Below are 19306 nucleotides of genomic sequence, written 5' to 3' on the forward strand. Positions count from 1 at the left end.
CGGTTGGCATGCCCCGCCCCCGCAAGCCTGCCAGCCCGTTCCGTTATTTCAACTCATCGCCCGAGGTGATCCGCCTGGTGGTGATGATGTATGTCCGTTTCCCACTGTCGCTGCGCAATGTGGAGGACCTGCTGTTCGAGCGCGGCATCGACATCTGCCACGAGACGGTACGGATGTGGTGGAACCGGTTCGGGCCAATGTTCGCCGGCGATATTCGTCGCCAGCGCGTCTCGCGCATGCGGGGGTTTCGTCACTGGCGCTGGCATCTCGATGAGATGTACGTGAAGTTGAATGGCGAGATGGTCTATCTCTGGCGGGCGGTCGATCACGAGGGCGAGATTCTTGAGAGTTACATCACCAGGACCCGCGATAAGGATGCAGCGCTTTGCTTTATGAAGAAGGCGCTAAAGCGTCACGGCAGCCCGGAGGCAATCACGACCGACGGCTTGCGCTCCTATCGCGCAGCCATGAAAGAGCTTGGTAACACCGACAAGCAGGAGGTCGGACGTTGGGCTAACAACCGGGTGGAGAACAGCCATCTGCCGTTCCGACGACGAGAGCGGGCGATGCTACGATTTAGGCGAATGAAGACGCTACAAAAGTTCGCCAGCGTGCATGCCAACGTCCACAACCACTTCAATCTCGAACGCCATCTCGTCGACCGCCAGACCTACAAGGAACGCCGCTCAGCCGCACTGGCTGAGTGGAGCAACATCGCGAGCTAGGCGATCGCGCTCAATGACCGAATTGCATCGTGTGGAGAGCAGTTCGCATTAGACTGACAGCACCCGGCAAAGTCCTCCGCGCGGATACGCAGCGGCTCGAGCCAGGCCGGGATCGGCTCGACCGCCGCGAAGCTCCCGTTGTCGAAATCATAGTGCCAGCCGAAGCTTTGGGTCAGCCGCTTGCCGAGCCAGCCCTGAAAGCGGAACGGCGACAGCGGGGCGGCGTCGATCGCGGCGATCAGCGCTGGGGCTTCCCGCTCGGAGACAAACGCATCCATCGATTGAAGACCAGGCAAGATCGGTGTGTCGAACAGGTCGAGCATTGTCCTCGCTGTTTAGGGCGCTGGCGTGCTCGAAGCTAGCAGATCGAGAGTTCGCTGATCGCGCTGACCTGCGAACCAGCGGTCGAGCGCGGCTGAGTAAAGCGGATCCTGTGCGGCGGCCTCGAACAGAGTGAGGGACGAGCGCAGCTTGGCGGCATCGACGTCTCCAAAAACCCGCTCCGCTGTAGTGCCGACCAGGTCCTGAAGCGCGATCACGCATTCGCGCAGCCTTGGCCCCAGCAGGCCATGGCCGAGATAAGCCCGCGCCTCGGCGAGCGAGGCGAGCGCGTAACGCCGCGACATCTCGCTATGTCCTAGCCCCGCGATCTGCGGAAAGATGAACCACATCCAGTGCGAGCGCTTGGCGCCTCGGCGAATTTCGCTCAGGGCCGTGGGATAGATGTCCGCCTGGGCCGCGACAAATCGGCGGAGATCGTATGGGTCGGCCATCATTGCTCCGGGCGGGCGAGTTGCGCCGTTAGTACTAGGGGCGGGCTACACTCTTCGGCTCTTCACCGCGAGCCCGCCGTTCGTACTCCTCAGCCATTTCGCGGTGAATCCGGCTGATCGCCACGTCAGTGGCGGCGGCCTCTTTCTCACGGCATTCGTGCGCCCGCCGAGCAAAATACGCGCGATCCTGATCGTCGAACATTCCGGTCCCCACATACAGTTACGGTGCGGGCTCAATTACTTACTCCGATTGTGGCTCGTCAAGCTGCCGACCCAAATCACGCACGTTCAGGCTAAGGCGCGGCTCACTCGAGGCAACGAGTCAATCTGGGGTCCACGGTGTCGGAAAAGGGTTGAACGTCGGCCTTTCTGGCGGAAAGCGTCTGTCCGCTTTGAAGCACGAGACGGCAAAAGCCGTCAGACCACAACCGGCCTTTTCATATTCAGCCACCTTCACACAACGGCGCTGTCTACACAGACCGCAGGCGATGACTTGTCTTCGGACCTATCCCACGCGAGCCTGCCGGGTACCCGGCTCGAACGCTACGAAGTGCCGGCCCGCGCTGTGAGGCAAAGCCGCCCATGGCGCGAGATAGGTCCTGAGAACCATCTGATCGACCGGTGCGCCGTACCAAAAAAAGTCACCGCTAACCGGCGAACGAAGGGAGTAACCGTTTAGAAAGCCGGTCGCATCGTCGAACGGAAGCCCGGCGGGACCGCACTTTTGGTCGCCGCCTCCGACGTGCTAGCGCTGCTCGGCAATGCGAAAACGCACAACATCATCGCCGCAGCTATGATCCTGTATCTCATCGGATTGCACAGTAATGCACTAGCCGAACCTCCGCTATCGGGAACGCCGAAGCAGACCCGCTATGACCGGGTCTGGTGGTAAGCAGACGGTCACTGGACTGGGTCGACCACCGTGTCGGCCTTAGGCTGAGCGGTCGCAAGTGCCTTTTCAAAGCGAGTTAGCAGAAGCGCGTTTACTGCNAGCAGACGGTCACTGGACTGGGTCGACCACCGTGTCGGCCTTAGGCTGAGCGGTCGCAAGTGCCTTTTCAAAGCGAGTTAGCAGAAGCGCGTTTACTGCGTTCGTGATTTCCGCACCGGCATCAGGTGCCTCAGTGAAAAATCGACGCCCGGCTGGTGTGCTTGCAAATGCGCCTGCTGCGTCCATCTCGGACACGGTCAGTCGCTTTGCGTATGAAAGTTCCTGAGCCTCGGCGACTGCTCTAAGCAATTCAGCGCGGCCAGACGACATAGAGTCGATCACGACCTTTCCCGCAGGCGTTCCAGCTGCGCAAGTTCGTACTTCAATGACCGCCACGCCAGCACAGCTAGGGCTCGACAGCCGAAGTAGATGGTCGATTGATCCGTCGAGCAAAGCTGTTCGGTGATCTTCCGCGCCCAAACTCTGCAACAGTCGATGAGCAGCCGCGCGGCGTTCGGGTGATGGATCTGCAACAGCGCCGGCCGGATGAGATGTCACGACCGCAGTCGCAATTAGGATTGCGATGTAAACCATGCGGTAAATGTAAACGCCATCTCCGAACGTCCGCAAGTGTGCGTTTCAAGCCGATTGGCTTTGGTGACGGCCACCGGGCACGTTGAACGTCTGATCATGGTGGAAACCGGAAAGGCCGGTTTGGAGCGAGAGGTCGAGGTAAGCCGACGGTCGTTCACCATCGTGTGCTTGGCAACTAAGCGCCCTAAGAGCGGTCGTTCACTGCCACGTCGCGCTACACCGAAAGCGGTCGCTCAATAATGCGGCCTCGCGATCGCAAGTTCCTGGCTGCGTAACAACGCATGACCGATGGACAAACGCGACCGAGCAGGCGATCTGAGATCGAGGGACGGATTCGAGCACATGGACGCAATCGAAGGTGCCGTGCATGGGGAGAGCCACGAGCAAGAAGCCGACCGATTCCCCTGCGTTCTCGCTGCGCCCCGACATTTCCACTTGTTCGTCCAAGACCCTGACGACGACTGGTCCCCGACACTCGAGCAGGTAAATGCGGGGACCTACGATCCGCTAAAGCTGAAGCGGATATCCTTTTATCTCGACGTCGGGCTTCCGCACGGCAATCCGATGGGCTTCGGGTTCGACGGGTCAATGATCATCCCGCGCAACCCGCATCTGCGGAGCGCCGACGATGCCGTCGACGAGTTCAACCGTGTCGTGGCGGCGCTCCTAATCGGCGGGCTTCGGCTCCATCAGGTGGTATCGGGAGACCTAGCGTTCGGTTCGCTTTATGCGACGGGATATTACCGGTACGAACATCCGCATGGCATCCTGCCCACGTTGCATCAGGCTTGGGGCGAGGCCGCCGCAGGCGGCTATCTTAGTATCGACCTCCTTCATCCATCGCGGATTTCCAAGGCCGATACGGTTGCGGCTTTAGATGCTGGACGACCGGTGCTGGCCGCCGCGCATCGGATCGATCCCGCCACACTGGTGATGGCATTCAGTCACCACGTCGCGACCGAATATCGTAATTCGTTGATCTATTCCTGGCTGATCGTCGAGCAGCTTGTCAGCCAGATATGGGACGATGTCTTTCTTTCCCAGCGCATGGCGCGTTTTCAGGAGCGAGTCGGGCAATTGCAAGCAAGCGCCCGCTCAGCGGCAGTGCGGGTTGAGTTTCTGACAGAAGCCGGGCTCGTCGACCGCAAGCTGTACCGATATCTACAGCGCGCCCGAAACGCGCGAAACGACCTGATCCACAAAGGCGCCAAGCCGAGCCAAGGCGATTCTTATTTCTCGCTCGTGGCATTGGCGCGGCTGCTCGAATTAATTTGCGCCAACGGCTCCGTGCCTTTCGACGTGAGGGCGTTCCTCCAGGGCCTTGGCAAAAGGAGCGAGCGTCCTAGGCGCGAAGGTGTGATGAGGGCGGAAGAAGCGGATTGGTCCGAGGTCGCCTATTGGCGGGAGGTCAAGCCGATTCCCGGTGAGAAGCAATGGTCGGGCAGCCATGAGCAGCGCGCTGGAATTGGGGTGGTGCGAACGAAGCGGTGACGCAGCGTCATTGGGAGACGGCGGCACATCGCTACAGCACGGCACGTCGTCCTCTTCCCTTAAGATCGTATTTGGCTTCCTCTGCAATCGGATGTGCCGAATATGCTTCTGTCTCAAATAGCGAATTCGGTTTGGGTGGTCGCGACAGCGTGGGTTCTGGGCGGATATATCAGGCTTACAATCATCCATTGATCTGGAAATCGGTGGATCGTGCCCATGAGGAAGATGAGATCGGCAGCCGGAAGCTGCTGCTCGAGCTTGGCGCGGAACGGCGCTTCCCAAGCGTCGCCGTAGCGCTGGTGGCAATTCCAGTAGAGCGCTCCGGCTTCCCAGTCTGCGATCTTGTGCCGGTAAGTCCGGCTTTCGCCGTTGACGTCGCATCGGTAGCTGTAATGAAAGGCGAACGGCAGTTTTCGAAGCGTGGTGATTTCGTTGGCGTCATTGTCGTCGAACAGGCCGGCCTGCTGCTGATGCTGGACCAGCTTTTTGAGCTCATCCTTGGTCCAGTCGGCATTATCGACTGGGGTAATTTCAAGGCTCAGGATGCGGGCTGGGCGCAGTAGCCCCAATGTAACGCCGTTTGAAACGCGCGCAGCATCAAGTGCGGCAAAATCGTCAAACGTGACGAGTTTATCCAGTTCCTGGCGCCGGGCGGCCCATTGGTTCTTCGTAGTGATGGGAGCGCCCTGCAGCGCTATGGTATCGACATAGATCTTGTGGCTCTCAGGCCGGCGATCGCTGTTCGCTTTATAGATTTGCGCCGATATCCACTGCCATTTCTTGAACTGCTGCTCGTCGCGGATTAGACGGAACGGCACCGGGAACAATCGGATCAGCGAACCATCCTCGGCCATGCCGGCGACGCAGGACGTTTCGGCATGCTTTCCGCTAGGCGATGGGTAGGTCTTGCAAAGGATGAGAATCCGCTCGCGCCGTGTCCCTGCCAATGTCCCCTCCTGCCGCGCAGCGATTGTGATCGCGGCCAGGGGCTTATCATTAGATCGCTAAGTGCGCTAACGTAGCTGCTCCGGTCTGAACATTTTTCAGTGAGCGACTTTGGGCGCTCACGCCGACATTGCGGATCTCGAAGAGCGCTATTTGGCTCATCTCAGCCGCGACGATCGTGCGGTGACATTCCTTGGGACTGCGCTCGAAACAGAGCAGGACCGACGCGTTCTTTTTCGCAAGATTGACCGCTTCGTGCAGCGCAGCCTGCGCGGCATCTGTCGCGATATGGCTCTCGTAGACTTTCAGGAACGCTGCATAATCGCTGCGGCGCATCGCGTCACGGCCGGGTTTGGGATCGCCGAGCGCCTTCAAATGACTATAGCCGATTCCGCTCAGTGCGAGCTCGGCAGCCAGAGGTGTCTTGGAGAAACCGCGCTTGCGAGACACCGGGACATCCCGGATATCAATCACATGCTGGATGCCACATTCCCGCAGCGTTTCTAGGAATTGCGAGATTTCCGCGCCTTCATAGCCGATGGTGAACAAGGTGCGGTGCATGCGGTTTCCTTCGTTGCCACGCGCGATACAGGAAAACCGAGTCTTAAGTGAGGCACATTTGCGCCCTGGAAAAATGGATGCTGCCGCAGGCTCGTCCGCGATGTCTTGAGGCTGACACTTGCCGTCAGCGTAGCGGAAATGCCGGAGATTTCGGGAGGGGATTACGCTTCCGGGTCCGCTGTGCGCCCCAAGGCCGGCCATTCGAGCTCATCATGCGCGACTCCGAAAGCTGCCGTTCGTTCATTCTTCTCCGGACGAGTAAGGGATCGACCGCATTTTGGTGACATCCCTTCTGTAGCTTCTGGATTGCCTTCACATCGGTATCGTCAGCGCGGTGGTCGAACCAAGCCTGCACGCGGCGATCGTCGGCATCGAGCGCACGCAAATCTGCTGCGGTCTTGACCGCCTGGACGCGTCGAATAGCCGAGCAGGTCAACAAAAGCGACCATCCCGATCGTTTTGAAGCGGGGAACCGATCAGCTTGAGCCTGGCCATCGCTCAGGACGCCTGGCTGGCTTGCCCCTGCAAGCTGCGTCGGGCGGCACGGTTGAAGATCGGCCCTTCATATTGGACACCGTCAGCAGCCGGGGCAGTCAGGATGACCTTGGTGCAAGGAAGCCCTGCGGCTTCGAACTTGCGGGTAATGAACTCGCTCTCGGCGCGGTCATGGCTCGACATGATCAACTGATAGCCTTCGAACTCGACAAGATTGCGCATCACATCGACAAACGCGGCCGTATGGATGATGTCATTATGCTGCAACGGATCGTCGAGCAGCAGCGCCCGCCAGCGCGACCACGGATAGGCAGTGCTTGCGGCGCACAAAATGCTGAAACCGTTGGCGGCAAGCTGACCTTCGCTTAGCACAATCTGCGGCGGCAGGTCGGTGTTGCGCGTCGCATCCTCGACCCGGTCCTTATAATGCAGCATCATATCGAAGTTAGTGGTATCAACGCGCGTGCCCGCGCTGAAATTGATCGTTTCATCGGGCGTGCTCAGCATCGCGTCATTAAAAGCATCGATAACATCGTTGAGCGGGGCTAGCACGCGCGCTGAAAAGCCATCCGCCTCGCTCTGGAGCTTCTTGGTATACTTGTTGAGCGCCAGCCGCGCACTGTTCGACAGCTTAAGCTTGGCTCGCGCTACTTCCAGTTGCTCGGCCAATGCCGCTGCGTGTGCTGGGGGATCATCGAAGCCCACCTGATCGCTGGCAGCGCGCATCGCCGCCTCGAGCCGGGCCAGTTCTTCGCGCAGCAACGCAGCAGCGCCGGCTTGCGCCAACGTCTCGCGCCGTAGATCGAGCGCATCGAGCGCGACCTTGGCATCGGTGAGACTGGACCGAGCACGCTCCAATGCGGCTCGGCCTGGTGGCAATGGCAGGCTGGCGGCGGTCCACCGTGCCTCGAGTGCGGTGCGTGCGGAAAGCGCCGCTTGCTGCGCTGCCTGCGCTTCGGCAAGCGCGCGCTCGGCGCTCCGCAGCTGGGAGAACGCTTCCTCACGGGCGCTTGTTGCGTCGCTCGCCGCCCGTTCACGGGTAGCGCGCTGCTCGATGCGCGCGGTCAGTTGCGTGCGCAACATGGCGAGCTGCTCATCGATGGCAAACAGGTCGAGCTGGGTCGCCGCAGCTGCGAGCCGTTCACGGCAGGCCGTGCGCTCGGCATCGAGCCGCCCCAGCCGTGCCTGCTCGCTGTCGCGCCGTTGGCCCAGCACATCGACCTCTGCGGTCAGTGTTAGGCGCGCCGCGTCGATGCCCGCCGCCGCCTCGCTCGCCGCAGTACGGGCCGCCTCGGCGCTGGCTAGATCGCTGCTGGCGCGCTGCGCCTTGCGCTCGGCCATCAGAAACAAATCAGCATCGACAGACGTGCCGAGCGACGCCGCTACCCGGGCCCGTAGGTCCGACAAGGTCGCTCGGCTTTGCTCGAGCGCAACTCGCGCAACAGATTCGTGCGCCAGGGCGCGATCGACCCGCGCGATCTCCTCAACGAGCTGCTCGAGCCGTTCGCGGATCTTCTGCAAGTCGAGCTCGGCCTCGGTAAGCCCGACCGCGCTGCTTGTGCTCGCCGCGCTCGCCAGCAGCCGTAACGCACCGGGGGCAAAGTGAGAGTGACAAACCGGACAGTTGGTATCATCCTCGTGCAGATGCCCAGCGATCGCAGCAACAGCGCCGGCAATGGTATCGGCTTCAGCGCGAAGTGCGGCAATCCGCGCTTCCACTGCCGCCTGCTCGCGCCCGAGCCGGACTTGCTCGTCGGAGAAAGTCGTGCGCTGCTGCCGGGCCAAATCCGCTGCCTGGGCCGCGAGGCTATGATCGCCTGCGGCGCGCTCGCAAGCGGCGCTGATCTCGGCGATCGATTGCGCTAGGCGAAGGGTTTCGCCCGCGCCTGCAGCAGCGCTACGGGCTTGCGCGCAAAAGGCTTCTGCCGCGCCGCGTGCGGCGATCCGCTCGTCGGCCCGGGCAATTGCCTCTCGCGCCATCGCGATCTGCGCATCGAGCTGCTCGAGTTGCTGCCCGGCCTCACCGACATTGGTATCGAGTTCAGCGAGCCGTACAAGGTCGCGGCGCTGGCTCTCATAGGCCGATATCTGCGCCTCGAGCCTGGCGATTTCGCCGGCATGTGCTTGCAGCCGCGCCGCCGCCGCCTCGACTGCCTCCACGGCCTGAGTATGCACTGCCCGCGCGGCGCTGAGCAGTACGCGAGCACTTTCCAGCGCCGGGTTGTCAGGGTCGGCGGTCGCCGCGAACGTCGCCCATTCTTCTGGCAGCATCGCCAGGCCGTCGAGCGTCGCGTTCCAAGTGGAGAGCTGGCCTTGATAAGCGTTGATCGCCTGCTCAATGTCACTCAGCAGCTTGCCGGGGTTATCGCGATCGGAGTTGCCGAGCTCCATCCGGGTCTGCGAAGCGACATCGCTACGGAGCGCATTCAGCGCCACTGCAAAGGCGTCGGCGTCGAGCGAATTCGAGCTGCTCAGCGCCTCTTGCAAGCGCGCCAGGCGGTCGCGCCAGCCCGACCACTGGGCGATCTGGCGTTCGAGTTCCTCGATCGCTTGCTTTTCGCCATCGATCCGCTTGGTGAAGGCTAATTGGGTCGGACGGCCGCGCAGACCGTTGCGGATCCGCTCTAGCCGGTCGATGCCGCTCGGACCTTTGAGCGCTTCCCACTGCTCGTCGCGCTTGCGGCTGGTGAAACGTTGCTGCGCGGCTTGCCCGAGGAAGTGGGTGAAGGCCAGATAGGTCGCGACATCGCGGATCGGTCCCCAACCTTCCTGCGCCAGCAGTCCGATGATTTCGCCAAGCGCCGGCGCCTGCGTCGCACTGCGCGCCAGATGGCCAGCGTCGCCAAAGCCAAGCTCGACCCGGTGTGCATCGGCCGTAGCGCCGCGGCGAGTCAGATATTCGGCCTCGGTGATCTTTTTCCGCTTCTTGCGGCTTTCGGCCAAATAGCTGTCGAAACGGCGGATATCGCCGGTTAGCCCCCATTCGATCGCATCAAAGAAGCTGCTTTTGCCAAGACCGTTGGTGCCCGTGACCAGCATCAGGCCAGGTTGTGCGGGCAATTCGATATCGAATTGCCCGAAGGTCCGGAAATCCTGGATCTTGATGCGAGAGAGATAGAGCGGGTTCATGCGGCCCCCCGCTTTGCCCAGGCCTCGATCACCAAGTTGACGGTGCGCATCGGATCTTCTTCTTCACGCAGCGCGATTGCTTCCCAGGCCTCGGCGGTGTTGCGTGGCACGCCAGTGCCGCCGCCATCCTTGCTGTTGAGCTCATCGAGCAGCGCCGGATCGAGCGCATCGGCAACGACCCAGGGCCGCGCCAGGAAGGAGCGCCCGAGAAATTCCGCAAAACTCGTGGCGACGTTGACCGGATCGCCAGGGCGAAGCCAGATCAGCTTGCGCGCAACCCGGTCATCTCGCTCGACCATCAATGCGGCCGCCTTCCAGTCCGGCGAATCCTCGCTGCCTACCGGCCCGACAAGCAGGAGCTGCAAGTCCAGCGCCTCGTTTGGCGACAAATACGACCGGGCAATCACGCACTGGTTGCGATAGCGGCGCACGGCTTCGCGAATGGCGTTGAGATTGGACGTGTCGGGAAGCAGCCCCAGCACTAACGTGTAGCGGCCAATCTTGAGACCCATACCCGCCGCCGGCAGGTCGCTTGCCGTAATGCTCGCCACACCCGAGCCTGCGCCGCCGCGAAAGTCTCCGCTGACGATCGCTTCGGCAGATAAATGCGGCAGGCCGGCTAGATCGGCAGCGTCAGTCAGGCGCTTGGCAAATGCCTCAAGCACATCACCGGGCCGCTCGAACTCCGTGCTCATGCCGCGTTCTCCGCATCGATGGGCAGGATTGCGTGACGGCGCGCAGCGAAATGGCCGGTTTCCGCCGCTTCCAACAGGGCGTGAAGCGCGGCAGGGCCGGCTTTGGCCGCGTCGCGTAGTGCATCATCGATGGTCATGATCAATTGCCCGGAACCAGCGGTGTCAGTGAGCGGCGGCTGGCTAGGGTCGAGCGTGCTGAACGCCTCTTCAGCCTCTGAGGCAACCTTGAGCGAACCCTGTAGCGAGAGGATCACGAACTCGGTTTGCCACATGAAGTCAGCAGCGCATAGCGCCAGCGGCTTGCCATCGATCCGGCTAGCGCCGCAGCTATGGCCGCACCAGTCGCCAGCAGCGCGCTGGCGCTTGAGATTGCCAGGGCGCACGCCGTGCGGCGTCGTTGCCTGCCAGTCGCTTGCGATCATGCAGGCAACCGCGGTGCCGCGAATCAAGGCATCGAGGGTAATCGGTCCCACCAGCACGCTGGCAGAGTCGAGACTATCATCGGCATCGAGTGCGCAGACCATCAATTGCAGGAAGCGGGCAAGCAAGGCCGGATCGGCGATGAAGGAGGCGTGCCAGCCCTGCCACACCGCAGCCATGGCGTGGCGCAGATCATCATGCGCTTCGATGCCGATCCGCCAGCCAAAATCCTGACCCGTAGCGCAATAGGCTTCGATGTGGCGGTGGATGGCATCGAGCATCCAGCGATCCATCGCCTGGTTGAGCCTGCTTGCCAGTTGCGCTGCCGGCAGGGGCAGGGGGTCTCGCGTATTGCCCCCGGTCTGGCGGTTCTCGATGCGCGGCATTGGCATGCCTTCGGCTTGCAGCGACAGAGCGGTTAGCCGCTGCGCTTCGCGGTTCCAGCTGGCAGGGTCTGCGATCAGTGTAATCCGTCGACTATGTGCAGCGGCGCGGATCAAGGCAGCTGAAGTTGGACCAAGATCGGCGGGCGCGTCGGGACAGGCGATCTCGAGCGAGCCGGCATCTGCCCAGGGGGAGGTGATTTCGGCGGGCGCAGCGGTGCCCGACCAGCGCAGCGCACCATTGTTGGTGCGCACTTGGACGCGCGCGGGCAGCAAATTGGCAAGTTGCCGAGCTTCGCGCTGCGACATCGGCACGCCGAGGCGAATGGCCGCATCGGTAAAGAGCTTGCGCGCCGCGCTCGATAGCTTGGGCACGCGCACCGCATCGCCATGTTTGGCGAGCCAGGCACGATGCTCTGCGTCAAAGCCTGCCAGCATATTGTCGAAGGGCGCACGCACAGCCTCGCGTACCGGGCCACGCCGGACGATCACTTCGTTTGCGCCGATCGCTTCGCCGCCGCAATCGAACCAGTGTTGGGCAAGATAGGGTGCCGGATCGGGAGGCGCGATCGGGATCAGGTCCGGGCATGCGAGATGGCGGAAATTGGCCTGGGCATCCGTGTCGCAGGCGCGCATCACCAGCCACGCCGCCAGGCGGTTGAGCGCCGAGCTGGTCGCGGCGAATGCTTCGGCATGGAGGGTCTGCAAGACGAGCTGCACACCAGGCTTGAGGCGTTGGCGCACCGCGGCGATCAGCCCGATTTGATTGGCGAGGGGCAGGATCTGGGCATCATAAGCGGCAATATAGTCGAAGCGCGCGCCTGCCGCTTCGGCCGCGCGAGCTTGCACGTCGAGGGAACGCAGCGGCAAGAATAGCTGCGCGATGCCGGGATGGCTATTGATCACGCGGATCATCTCTGCATGTGAGAAGTCGGCCGAACCGGCGGCAACCAAGTCGATCAGCGCACCGTCGCCATTGCCGCTGATTAGGAAGCGTGGATGGGCGGCACCCGCTATGGCACCGCCCGGCACGCCGGCATCTTCCCAATAGCTGCGATTGGGAATGCCCGGCACGCTTTGCTCAGGCTCTCGACCGAATCCGATGGCGAGCAGGACCATGTCGAACGCATCGGGGTAGAGCACGCGACTGCCCGGCGGATCGGCGGGATCGCCTTGCTCGCGGTCCCGTTCGATCGAGAGCGAAAACATGTTGCCCTGCGGCGTCACGCTCTTCACCTCTTGACGCATGCGACGCTGGAGCCGTGCTCCCAGACGCTGCGCCACTGCCTCAAACTCCGCTTCGACATCGTCATGGACCTGGCGCGATGGGCCTTTCTCCCAGTCGAGGATCGGCAAGTCGGCGACCGGATCATCGGTGTCGCTTTCAGGCCAATCGAATATATGCGGGTCGAGATGGCGCCTCAGGGTTAGTGCCTGGAGCGGCATAATATTTGGCGCACGCTCGAACAGAAAGACTTCGCCTGTCGTTACCAACGCCGCCGCGGCCGCCGCCGTCACTCCGGCAGCACCCGCGCCGATCACGGCAATACGCGGATTGGTGGCGAGATAGCCCTGATCATGAAGGGCGTGGATGAGCAATAGCGCTCGAACTTGCTGCGAATAGAAAGTGATTCGGCTATCATAGCAGCCGATCACGTAGAAGCGGGTGCCCGGATGAGGCAACGCGCCTTCAAGAATATCTGCTGGGCCTAGCACAGGTGCATGTGCATAAATGCTTGAAGAGATTCGCGATTTATATCAATTCTCATTATGCAATTAAATCCATAACGTTTTTCGCAGCCAACGCTGGTGACCCTTTTCAAGATTCTGCGCCACTGTCGCCGGGTGATGCTCACTCAGCAAGGGAAAAGCTAGAAACAAGCGCTTATTGTTAAATGAGGCAGGTATTTACGGGAATAAGGTCGTAGCGATGATTTTGTCTGCCTTTAGTGTCTCGCGACCGTAACCTGCGAGTCCGCAACCGGCCCCGTTTCAATCGCCACGTAATACCTGAATAACGACGGCTCTCCGTGGGGCGTAAAAAGTGGTGCGAACGTCAACTTGTGGGTCGTTTGTCCCGTATTCCGCCGAGGCACGCGTGTAAGTGCCTTATGCGAACGAAGCGATATCTTCCGGATCGTGCCAAAGTGCGGCGGAGGCATCCATGTAGCAACCTGTCAAAAACCGATTTGCATTGAACATCGAGTAGAATCGAGGATCGGAGGCACTGACGCCATCCATCACGTTCATCCCGAAATTTTCCGCAAACTTCACTGAGATTATCACATCGCTGGCGAACCCTTTATGAACTTTTCCATCGAACAACTCCTGCCAACCGTCCGCTGGATCCACGCCAAGATGCTGAAGAATGAACGTAAGCTCATCCGACCAATCGGTGAGCGTGGCACGTTCGAATGTAAGTAGGCGCGCCAAATCCAACAGGAAACGTACCTTGAGCGTAGGAAGTCGCTGATTCGAGTAAGTAGGGGCTACGATTAAGCCCACGCCCGTCAGCATCGCAAGCACCTCTCGGAGTGGAGACCCGCGCGTTCCAAGCTGACTCTCGAATGTCGGACCATGCTCGAAACCAACTGTATCGATCGCGTGGAGCGCAGCGATTTTCAGTCCTGTTGGGCCACCATGCCGCGCAAACACCCGCACATCGTGAGCAGTCAACTTGCCAAAGACGACGGCGAAAAGGAGATCCGATGACACCGTTCGACGAATATGATCGTTCATCCAATCACGCTCCGATACCGAGTCCGCGTCGAATCCTTCCGGGACTAACACTATTTTTAACCCGCGCAGCATTGCGGCAGTCGCGGGATTAGCTCGGTAAGATTTGATAGCCTCGTCGATCTTGGCGCGATTTTTGATCCGGTCACGTACGAAGTAGAGCTTTATCGCGGACTCGCCGTCGAACAGAAGGGTCCGAAGATCCTTCTCTACACCCTCTTCGTGGCTCCACAGCACCTGCGAGACCAAAGGTCGCGTCGCATCTCGAAGGAGAATGCAGCCATAGTCGAACTTGCGCCGCTCCGCCTCTCGCAACCCGAGCAGCCGCGTTTCAGAATAGGAGTGCAGAGCGCGATCTAATGAGTGAGAAATGATCTAATGAGTGAGAAATGAATTGATGTTCGGCGCTTTCTGGCATGGCGCCGCCAGCGTAGCGGCTGGTCGATGGCGACGCAAATGAGGCGTTGTTGCGCCTGCATCCCAAGCGACTGCTGCGCGAGGCTGAACCGACGTCCCGCTCTGGGACGGCGCATGAGCGCTGAACCCATGGAAGTGGCCTTTGCGGCTTCGTCAGCTGCGTGAGCGCACGTCCGGTCTGCCTCCTTACTCGGCAAAAAGCAGCCAGTCCGGAATCGGCCCAATCCCGGCCATAGCGTTCTGCCTTAACGAACGTCCGCTTCCGGATGGCCGCACAGCGGGCGTAAACGGCCGATTGTGGGTCTCTGCCGCCGTGCGTGAGCTCGGTCCTGACGGGGGCCGCGCTGGGGCGAAGGTGCCATTCCGCAGCCAAACACTGACGGACTTTGCGGTGCTCAGCATGAAAGCTATGTCTGACAGATGGCGATATGGCATTTCCCTCTTGTTGCTGCTGTGTTTGCCACGACTGCGCCGAGCCACGGTGATCCTGCACTGGCGAACGCAGCGGATCGAGCGGTCAAGCTTTCGGGGGGTAGGATCATTGCGATGCGCTGCGCCGGGCGCGGCAAGTTTACGGTTCTCCTTGAGCCGGGAGATGGGGGTCGTCGCACCCACATGGATGCGCTCTTTGGAGCGCTATCGAGTCGCTACCGCGTGTGTGCGTACGATCGACGCAACGTGGAGGCAGCTCTGCTGCTCCACTGCCCCGAAAAGCTGTTGATCTGACGGCAGATGTTTTCGACGCTCTCTCCGCAGCCAACGAGCGTGGCCCTTATATTCTTTTTGGCACTTCCATGGGCGGACTGATGGTGCGATCGTATGCGACCTCGCGTGAGGTAGCGGGGTTCGTGACGAGCAACCAGCCCGGCACGTCACGAGAGTGGTCGCGGTTAGCCTACCCCTTGATGTCGCTGTCGCAACGCGTCGCCGATGCAGCTTGGATGGCGGGCGACAACAACGAGCATATCGATGCGAGAGACCTAAGCAGGGTGATCGACACTGCCAAACCACCCGTCATCCCACACGTGATCATGATATCGACCGAGCGGTTCCAATGCAGAACTGCGGAGATCTGCGGGCGAGTTTACGACGCCTTCGTCGCAACGTCAGAGGCTGCGGCGCAAGCGGGGAAGAACGGCCGACTTCGCGTGCTCGACGGTGATCACGACCTTTACGTCACAAACTTAAAGGACGTCGTAGCGGCAATCGACGACGTGGCCAGCGCAGTCCAAGCACGGTGATCCCGAACGCGGCTGACCGTTACGAGTCGCTGTTCCGTCAGTCCCGAGAGCCGGTCGTTTTCTCCAGCACTCCGGAATGCCTTTGAGCGGCACGGGCCAAGGTGAACGGACGACCGGATCTGGGAAGGTCGGGAGCGCCCACCCAGCGGCCGGGGTTGGGTCCTTGTGATCCCGCACCGCTATTTACGTGTATGGTTCGCCCGCCATGTGAGTACAAAGTGCCGCCCCTCAGACCAGGTCTGCCCCTCGATATGGTCACCAACGAGGCAGCCCGACGTCTGATAGGGACCGGATGCGTCTTGGGTGCGGAAGGCGAAGCACGGACGCCCGTTGGTAGCGCCGGCCCGGCCAAGGTCGATCGGATGCTCGTAGAACGCGCCGGTCAGCGTTCCGTCCGTCGCCACGATGAGCGTCATCGGCTTGAGATAAGCCGGCGCCTGCGGTGTCGGACGAAGATCGACCGTCCACTCTCCAGCGAGATCGGGCTTTTGCTGCGCGAGTGCGGGAAGCGCGATCGAACCGAGCGCGACGGCGAGGAGAAGACGACAGGTAGACCGGGACATGTGAGTACCTTTCAGGCGTTGGGGGAACAGAAGGCCGCCGACAGCAGGTCGAAGGTCAGGCCGTTGCCCTGCCAGACCTCGCCAAACTCTGCCGAGGCATTGTTGGTGAACAGGATCACGGCGCGCCCCAGCGCGGGTGCGATGACGTTGCGCACCTGGGTGCCGCCAAAGTCGCCGCGCCGCTCCACGAGTTGGACTGGAGCGGCGCAGCCTTTCAGACGCGCAGGGAACGACCAGACGCCGAGCGCCATGAAGCCAAGCTTGGGATCGCCTGCCCAGGCAATGGTGCGTGCCGAAGCATTCAGCAGACGCCCGGTCATCAACCCGCGATCGAAGCGGGCGAGGTCGCCGGCACTGCCAGTCAGCGCCGCGGCAGCCCCGCCGGTGGCGATGTTCATCGCCGGAGTTGGCGCGGCGCCGTCATAGCCGGTCGCTGCGGCGCCCCCGTGCGACCCACCGTCGGGGGCGAGCAGCACGGTTTTGATCCGTAAAGGTGCGGCGATGCGTTCCTCGACCAACTGTGCATACCTGCGGCCGGTCACGGCTTGAAGCGCGGCACCGAGGACAAGGTAGTCGCAATTGTTGTATTCCCACTGGCCACCCCGCGCGCGCTTGGCCTTGCCCGAACAGAAGCCGGCGGCGCGGGCGGCATCGCCGATCCCCGATCCCGCCTCGCGGTAGAAACTGGGCACGCCATCGACCGCGGTTGTGTTGGAAGGGTTGGGGAGGCCGGAGCGATGCTGAAGCAGCTCGCGTACGGTGATGGTGCGATCGCCACCGAAGTCGGGGAGGTAGCGGCCGATCGGCGTGTCGAGCGCCATCCGGCCTTTGGCGATCTCCTGCATGACGAGCGTCGATGTGACCTGCTTCGTCACCGACGCCCATAGCCAACGCTGGCCAACACGGTTCGGCACCTTCGCCGCGCGGTCCGCCATACCGAATGCGGCAGCCCTCTGCGCACCAGAGGCGTCGGTCACGACCAGCTCGCCCGGCAACCCCGCGGCCTTGACGACGGCAGACGCGCGGGCGAACGCCGAGTCGAGCGATGGCGCCGGCGCCGAAGCCGACGCACTGGCTATCGCCTGACCTCCTACCGGGCCGAGCAGCAGAACCAGCACACTCGTTCGCACCGCCTGCTTCGTCTTCATCACTATCTTCCTCTAGGTCGTTGACCGACATTTGGCGAGTGATGCCGTGGGCGTCGAGCATGGCGCGACCGGCGTCGTCACGCTGCGATGGGCGTCGCGCGAAATGGGATGGCAATAACGGGGGACGTGCTAGAGATATCGGAAATGCATGATTCCGCCCGTCCTGCCGTTGCCGTTCCGGTGTCCGCCCGCCTTGCCCTCGCCAGCATCGTCGGATTCTGGGCGGTGTGGCTCGCGCTTGTCACGGGCCGAGCGCTGGTCATGGGCTGGCCCGATCAGGGGGGGATGCTCGGGCGCCGGCTCTGCATGACGCTGGTCGGCGTCGGACTCTCCTGGTGCATACATCTGGGGCTGCGCCGCATGGCGCTGGTGCGGCTGCCGATCCGCGTCGCTGCAGCGTTCCTCGCCTGCGCGCCCGCGGCGATGCTGTTTGCGGGCCTCAATAGTTACCTGTTCTATCGCTGGCTGCCTGTGCCTTCGGTACTACCTGACCTTGCCCGGTGGGAGGAGGGCGCGGTGCTACGGACCGCCATCGCGGACGGCTTCGTCACCTGGTACTTCTTCTTCGCCGCATGGGCCGCGTTCCTGCTGGCGCTAGGCGTCGTTGGCGAGGTACGCGCGGTCGAACGCCAGCGGGCAGCAGCGGAGGCCGCTGCGCAGGACGCCCGATTGGCTATGCTGCGGCTCCAGGTCGATCCGCACTTCCTGTTCAATGCCTTGAACGCGCTCGCGGCGATGGTGGCGAGCGGCGATACTAAGGCCGCCGGTGCCATGATCCGCAACCTGGCAGCGTTCTTCCGGGCGGGACTGGTCGACAATCCGGTGGCCGATATCCCGCTCGCCGACGAGGTGGAGTTCCAGCGGCTCTACCTCGCGATCGAGCAGGCGCGGTTCGGCGACCGGTTGTCCGTCGAGATCGACGTTCCCCCGTCGCTGCACGGCATTATGCTGCCGCCGCTTGTCCTTCAGCCGCTGGTCGAGAATGCGGTCAAGCATGGCCTGGGCGCAACGACGGCCCCGGTAGCGATCGGCATACGAGGCCGGTGCGAGGGCGGAATGCTCCATCTGCATGTGACCGATCGCGCAACGGGCACCGCTGCACGCGAGATTGTCACTTCCTTGCCTTCAACCGGTATCGGTTTGGCGAACGCAAGGGCGCGGCTGATGACGCGTTTTGGCACCAGCGCATCGCTTTCGGCCGGAGCGGTCGAAGGCGGCTGGGACAGCATCGTGTCCATCCCGATGGTTCCTGCCGATGGCTGATCGCGCGCTCTCGGCGCTGATAGTGGACGACGAGCCACCCGCCCGTCGCCTGCTCGGCCTGCTATGCGCCGATATGGGCCTTGATGTCATTGGCGAGGCCGATTGCGGAGAAGCCGCATTGGAGGTTCTGCGCGAGCGGTCCTTTGATATCCTGTTCCTCGACATAGCCATGCCGGGAATTGGTGGCATGGAAGCGGCACGACGGCTGCCGCGCGATCACCAAGCGCCAGCGATCGTCTTTACCACCGCGTTCACCGCACCTGCCGTCGCCGCCTTCGACGTGGGGGCCGTCGATTACCTGCTCAAGCCGATCGAACCCAAAAGGCTGGCGCTGGCGCTGGCTCGCGCGCGGGCGTTCCTGACCGGACGCTCCACCGGCGACGTAACGGTGGAGGACCATGTGTGGGTATCGCACCAGGGCGATCTGGTGCGGGTCGATCTCGCGGCGGTGCAGCGGGTCGAGGCTGAGCGGGATTATGTGCGCCTGCATGTCGAAGGCCGATCGCATCTCTTGCGCGAAACGATGGAAAACATCGCTACGCGACTGCCCGCGCCTCTGTTTCAGCGTATCCATCGTTCAACGATCGTCCGGCGCGATCTGGTCGCTGGCCTGCGACACGAAGGAAGCGGCGTCTGGTCCGTCGTTCTCCCGGACGGGGTGACACGTCGTATCGGCCGTAGCTACCTTCACGCGGTCCGCCAGATATGACCTGCCGATTGAGAGTTATTAGCGTCTAGATGGAGTTTGCCGATCACATTGCATCTGTCTCGCCCTAGCGGTTGATCCCTAACGTGA

Annotated in this window: 17 protein-coding genes; 5 read left to right on the plus strand and 12 right to left on the minus strand. The window is 62.0% G+C overall.

Annotated features, from left to right (window positions below):
* The first annotated feature begins 8 nt into the window (after positions 1–8).
* Positions 9–725: an IS6 family transposase gene (locus ASG11_RS04600; protein WP_055775750.1), complete on the plus strand. Its 717-nt coding sequence runs from the start codon at positions 9–11 to the stop codon at positions 723–725.
* Here the strand turns inward: ASG11_RS04600 and ASG11_RS04605 are convergent.
* The 4 genes from ASG11_RS04605 to ASG11_RS18625 all read right to left on the minus strand — a co-directional run bounded on the left by ASG11_RS04605 (position 722) and on the right by ASG11_RS18625 (position 3023).
* Positions 722–1048, minus strand: a complete 327-nt coding sequence (locus ASG11_RS04605) for a hypothetical protein (RefSeq protein ID WP_201781275.1) — start codon at positions 1046–1048, stop codon at positions 722–724. The two genes, ASG11_RS04600 and ASG11_RS04605, sit on opposite strands and share 4 nt — an antisense overlap.
* Before the next feature lie 12 nt (positions 1049–1060).
* On the minus strand, positions 1061–1498 hold the full coding sequence (locus ASG11_RS04610; RefSeq protein ID WP_055780284.1) for a DUF1810 domain-containing protein: 438 nt from the start codon (positions 1496–1498) through the stop codon (positions 1061–1063).
* 34 nt (positions 1499–1532) lie between these two features.
* On the minus strand, positions 1533–1700 hold the full coding sequence (locus ASG11_RS18620; protein WP_156363646.1) for a hypothetical protein: 168 nt from the start codon (positions 1698–1700) through the stop codon (positions 1533–1535).
* 798 nt (positions 1701–2498) lie between these two features.
* Positions 2499–3023 carry a DUF2059 domain-containing protein gene (locus ASG11_RS18625; protein ID WP_156363647.1) on the minus strand — a complete coding sequence of 175 codons (525 nt, stop codon included), beginning with the start codon at positions 3021–3023 and terminating at the stop codon, positions 2499–2501.
* 342 nt (positions 3024–3365) lie between these two features.
* Between ASG11_RS18625 and ASG11_RS04615 the strand changes: the two genes are divergently transcribed.
* Entirely contained in the window at positions 3366–4514 is a 1149-nt protein-coding gene (locus ASG11_RS04615; protein WP_156363648.1) for a hypothetical protein, read from the plus strand.
* 113 nt (positions 4515–4627) lie between these two features.
* Here the strand turns inward: ASG11_RS04615 and ASG11_RS04620 are convergent, their stop codons facing one another.
* From ASG11_RS04620 to ASG11_RS04645, 6 genes are all read right to left on the minus strand, one after another.
* Complete coding sequence (locus tag ASG11_RS04620; RefSeq protein WP_236697380.1) at positions 4628–5368, minus strand: hypothetical protein; 741 nt, start codon at positions 5366–5368, stop codon at positions 4628–4630.
* A gap of 142 nt (positions 5369–5510) precedes the next feature.
* Positions 5511–6020, minus strand: a complete 510-nt coding sequence (locus tag ASG11_RS04625; RefSeq protein WP_082472586.1) for a DUF488 domain-containing protein — start codon at positions 6018–6020, stop codon at positions 5511–5513.
* Between the two features lie 498 nt (positions 6021–6518).
* A complete protein-coding gene (locus ASG11_RS04630; protein ID WP_055775758.1) occupies positions 6519–9644 on the minus strand; it encodes an AAA family ATPase in 3126 nt (1041 codons plus the stop codon).
* The gene (locus ASG11_RS04635) at positions 9641–10339 is read right to left on the minus strand and encodes an ABC-three component system middle component 1 (protein WP_055775761.1); all 699 of its coding nucleotides are present in this window, start codon (positions 10337–10339) and stop codon (positions 9641–9643) included. The genes ASG11_RS04630 and ASG11_RS04635 overlap by 4 nt, the downstream gene beginning before the upstream one ends.
* Positions 10336–12825, minus strand: a complete 2490-nt coding sequence (locus ASG11_RS04640; RefSeq protein WP_156363649.1) for an ABC-three component system protein — start codon at positions 12823–12825, stop codon at positions 10336–10338. Before ASG11_RS04640 ends, ASG11_RS04635 begins: the two co-directional genes overlap by 4 nt.
* 426 nt (positions 12826–13251) lie before the next feature.
* Positions 13252–14193 (minus strand): hypothetical protein, encoded by a 942-nt coding sequence (locus ASG11_RS04645; RefSeq protein WP_156363650.1) that lies wholly within the window; start codon positions 14191–14193, stop codon positions 13252–13254.
* 1043 nt (positions 14194–15236) lie between these two features.
* Between ASG11_RS04645 and ASG11_RS04655 the strand changes: the two genes are divergently transcribed.
* Positions 15237–15536, plus strand: a complete 300-nt coding sequence (locus ASG11_RS04655; protein WP_156363651.1) for a hypothetical protein — start codon at positions 15237–15239, stop codon at positions 15534–15536.
* A 179-nt stretch (positions 15537–15715) separates the two neighbouring features.
* On the opposite strand, the gene ASG11_RS04660 is transcribed toward ASG11_RS04655, so the two are convergent.
* On the minus strand, positions 15716–16099 hold the full coding sequence (locus tag ASG11_RS04660; RefSeq protein ID WP_055775775.1) for a hypothetical protein: 384 nt from the start codon (positions 16097–16099) through the stop codon (positions 15716–15718).
* Between the two features lie 11 nt (positions 16100–16110).
* Entirely contained in the window at positions 16111–17247 is a 1137-nt protein-coding gene (locus ASG11_RS04665) for a serine hydrolase domain-containing protein (protein ID WP_055775778.1), read from the minus strand.
* Positions 17248–17391: 144 nt separating this feature from the next.
* Between ASG11_RS04665 and ASG11_RS04670 the strand changes: the two genes are divergently transcribed.
* Positions 17392–18510 carry a sensor histidine kinase gene (locus tag ASG11_RS04670; RefSeq protein WP_055775781.1) on the plus strand — a complete coding sequence of 373 codons (1119 nt, stop codon included), beginning with the start codon at positions 17392–17394 and terminating at the stop codon, positions 18508–18510.
* Positions 18503–19219 (plus strand): LytR/AlgR family response regulator transcription factor, encoded by a 717-nt coding sequence (locus ASG11_RS04675; RefSeq protein ID WP_055775783.1) that lies wholly within the window; start codon positions 18503–18505, stop codon positions 19217–19219. Before ASG11_RS04670 ends, ASG11_RS04675 begins: the two co-directional genes overlap by 8 nt.
* Positions 19220–19306 lie beyond the last annotated feature (87 nt).

Origin of the sequence: Sphingomonas sp. Leaf357, from assembly GCF_001423845.1 — a bacterium.
Classification (GTDB): domain Bacteria; phylum Pseudomonadota; class Alphaproteobacteria; order Sphingomonadales; family Sphingomonadaceae; genus Sphingomonas.

Bases quoted from the DNA above. Each gene is read 5' to 3' on its own strand.
- ASG11_RS04600 (WP_055775750.1), top strand. From the start codon at position 9: ATGCCCCGCCCCCGCAAGCCTGCCAGCCCGTTCCGTTATTTCAACTCA.
- ASG11_RS04605 (WP_201781275.1), bottom strand. From the start codon at position 1,048: ATGCTCGACCTGTTCGACACACCGATCTTGCCTGGTCTTCAATCGATG.
- ASG11_RS04610 (WP_055780284.1), bottom strand. From the start codon at position 1,498: ATGGCCGACCCATACGATCTCCGCCGATTTGTCGCGGCCCAGGCGGAC.
- ASG11_RS18620 (WP_156363646.1), bottom strand. From the start codon at position 1,700: ATGTTCGACGATCAGGATCGCGCGTATTTTGCTCGGCGGGCGCACGAA.
- ASG11_RS18625 (WP_156363647.1), bottom strand. From the start codon at position 3,023: ATGGTTTACATCGCAATCCTAATTGCGACTGCGGTCGTGACATCTCAT.
- ASG11_RS04615 (WP_156363648.1), top strand. From the start codon at position 3,366: ATGGACGCAATCGAAGGTGCCGTGCATGGGGAGAGCCACGAGCAAGAA.
- ASG11_RS04620 (WP_236697380.1), bottom strand. From the start codon at position 5,368: ATGGCCGAGGATGGTTCGCTGATCCGATTGTTCCCGGTGCCGTTCCGT.
- ASG11_RS04625 (WP_082472586.1), bottom strand. From the start codon at position 6,020: ATGCACCGCACCTTGTTCACCATCGGCTATGAAGGCGCGGAAATCTCG.
- ASG11_RS04630 (WP_055775758.1), bottom strand. From the start codon at position 9,644: ATGAACCCGCTCTATCTCTCTCGCATCAAGATCCAGGATTTCCGGACC.
- ASG11_RS04635 (WP_055775761.1), bottom strand. From the start codon at position 10,339: ATGAGCACGGAGTTCGAGCGGCCCGGTGATGTGCTTGAGGCATTTGCC.
- ASG11_RS04655 (WP_156363651.1), top strand. From the start codon at position 15,237: ATGGCGGGCGACAACAACGAGCATATCGATGCGAGAGACCTAAGCAGG.
- ASG11_RS04660 (WP_055775775.1), bottom strand. From the start codon at position 16,099: ATGTCCCGGTCTACCTGTCGTCTTCTCCTCGCCGTCGCGCTCGGTTCG.
- ASG11_RS04665 (WP_055775778.1), bottom strand. From the start codon at position 17,247: ATGAAGACGAAGCAGGCGGTGCGAACGAGTGTGCTGGTTCTGCTGCTC.
- ASG11_RS04670 (WP_055775781.1), top strand. From the start codon at position 17,392: ATGCATGATTCCGCCCGTCCTGCCGTTGCCGTTCCGGTGTCCGCCCGC.
- ASG11_RS04675 (WP_055775783.1), top strand. From the start codon at position 18,503: ATGGCTGATCGCGCGCTCTCGGCGCTGATAGTGGACGACGAGCCACCC.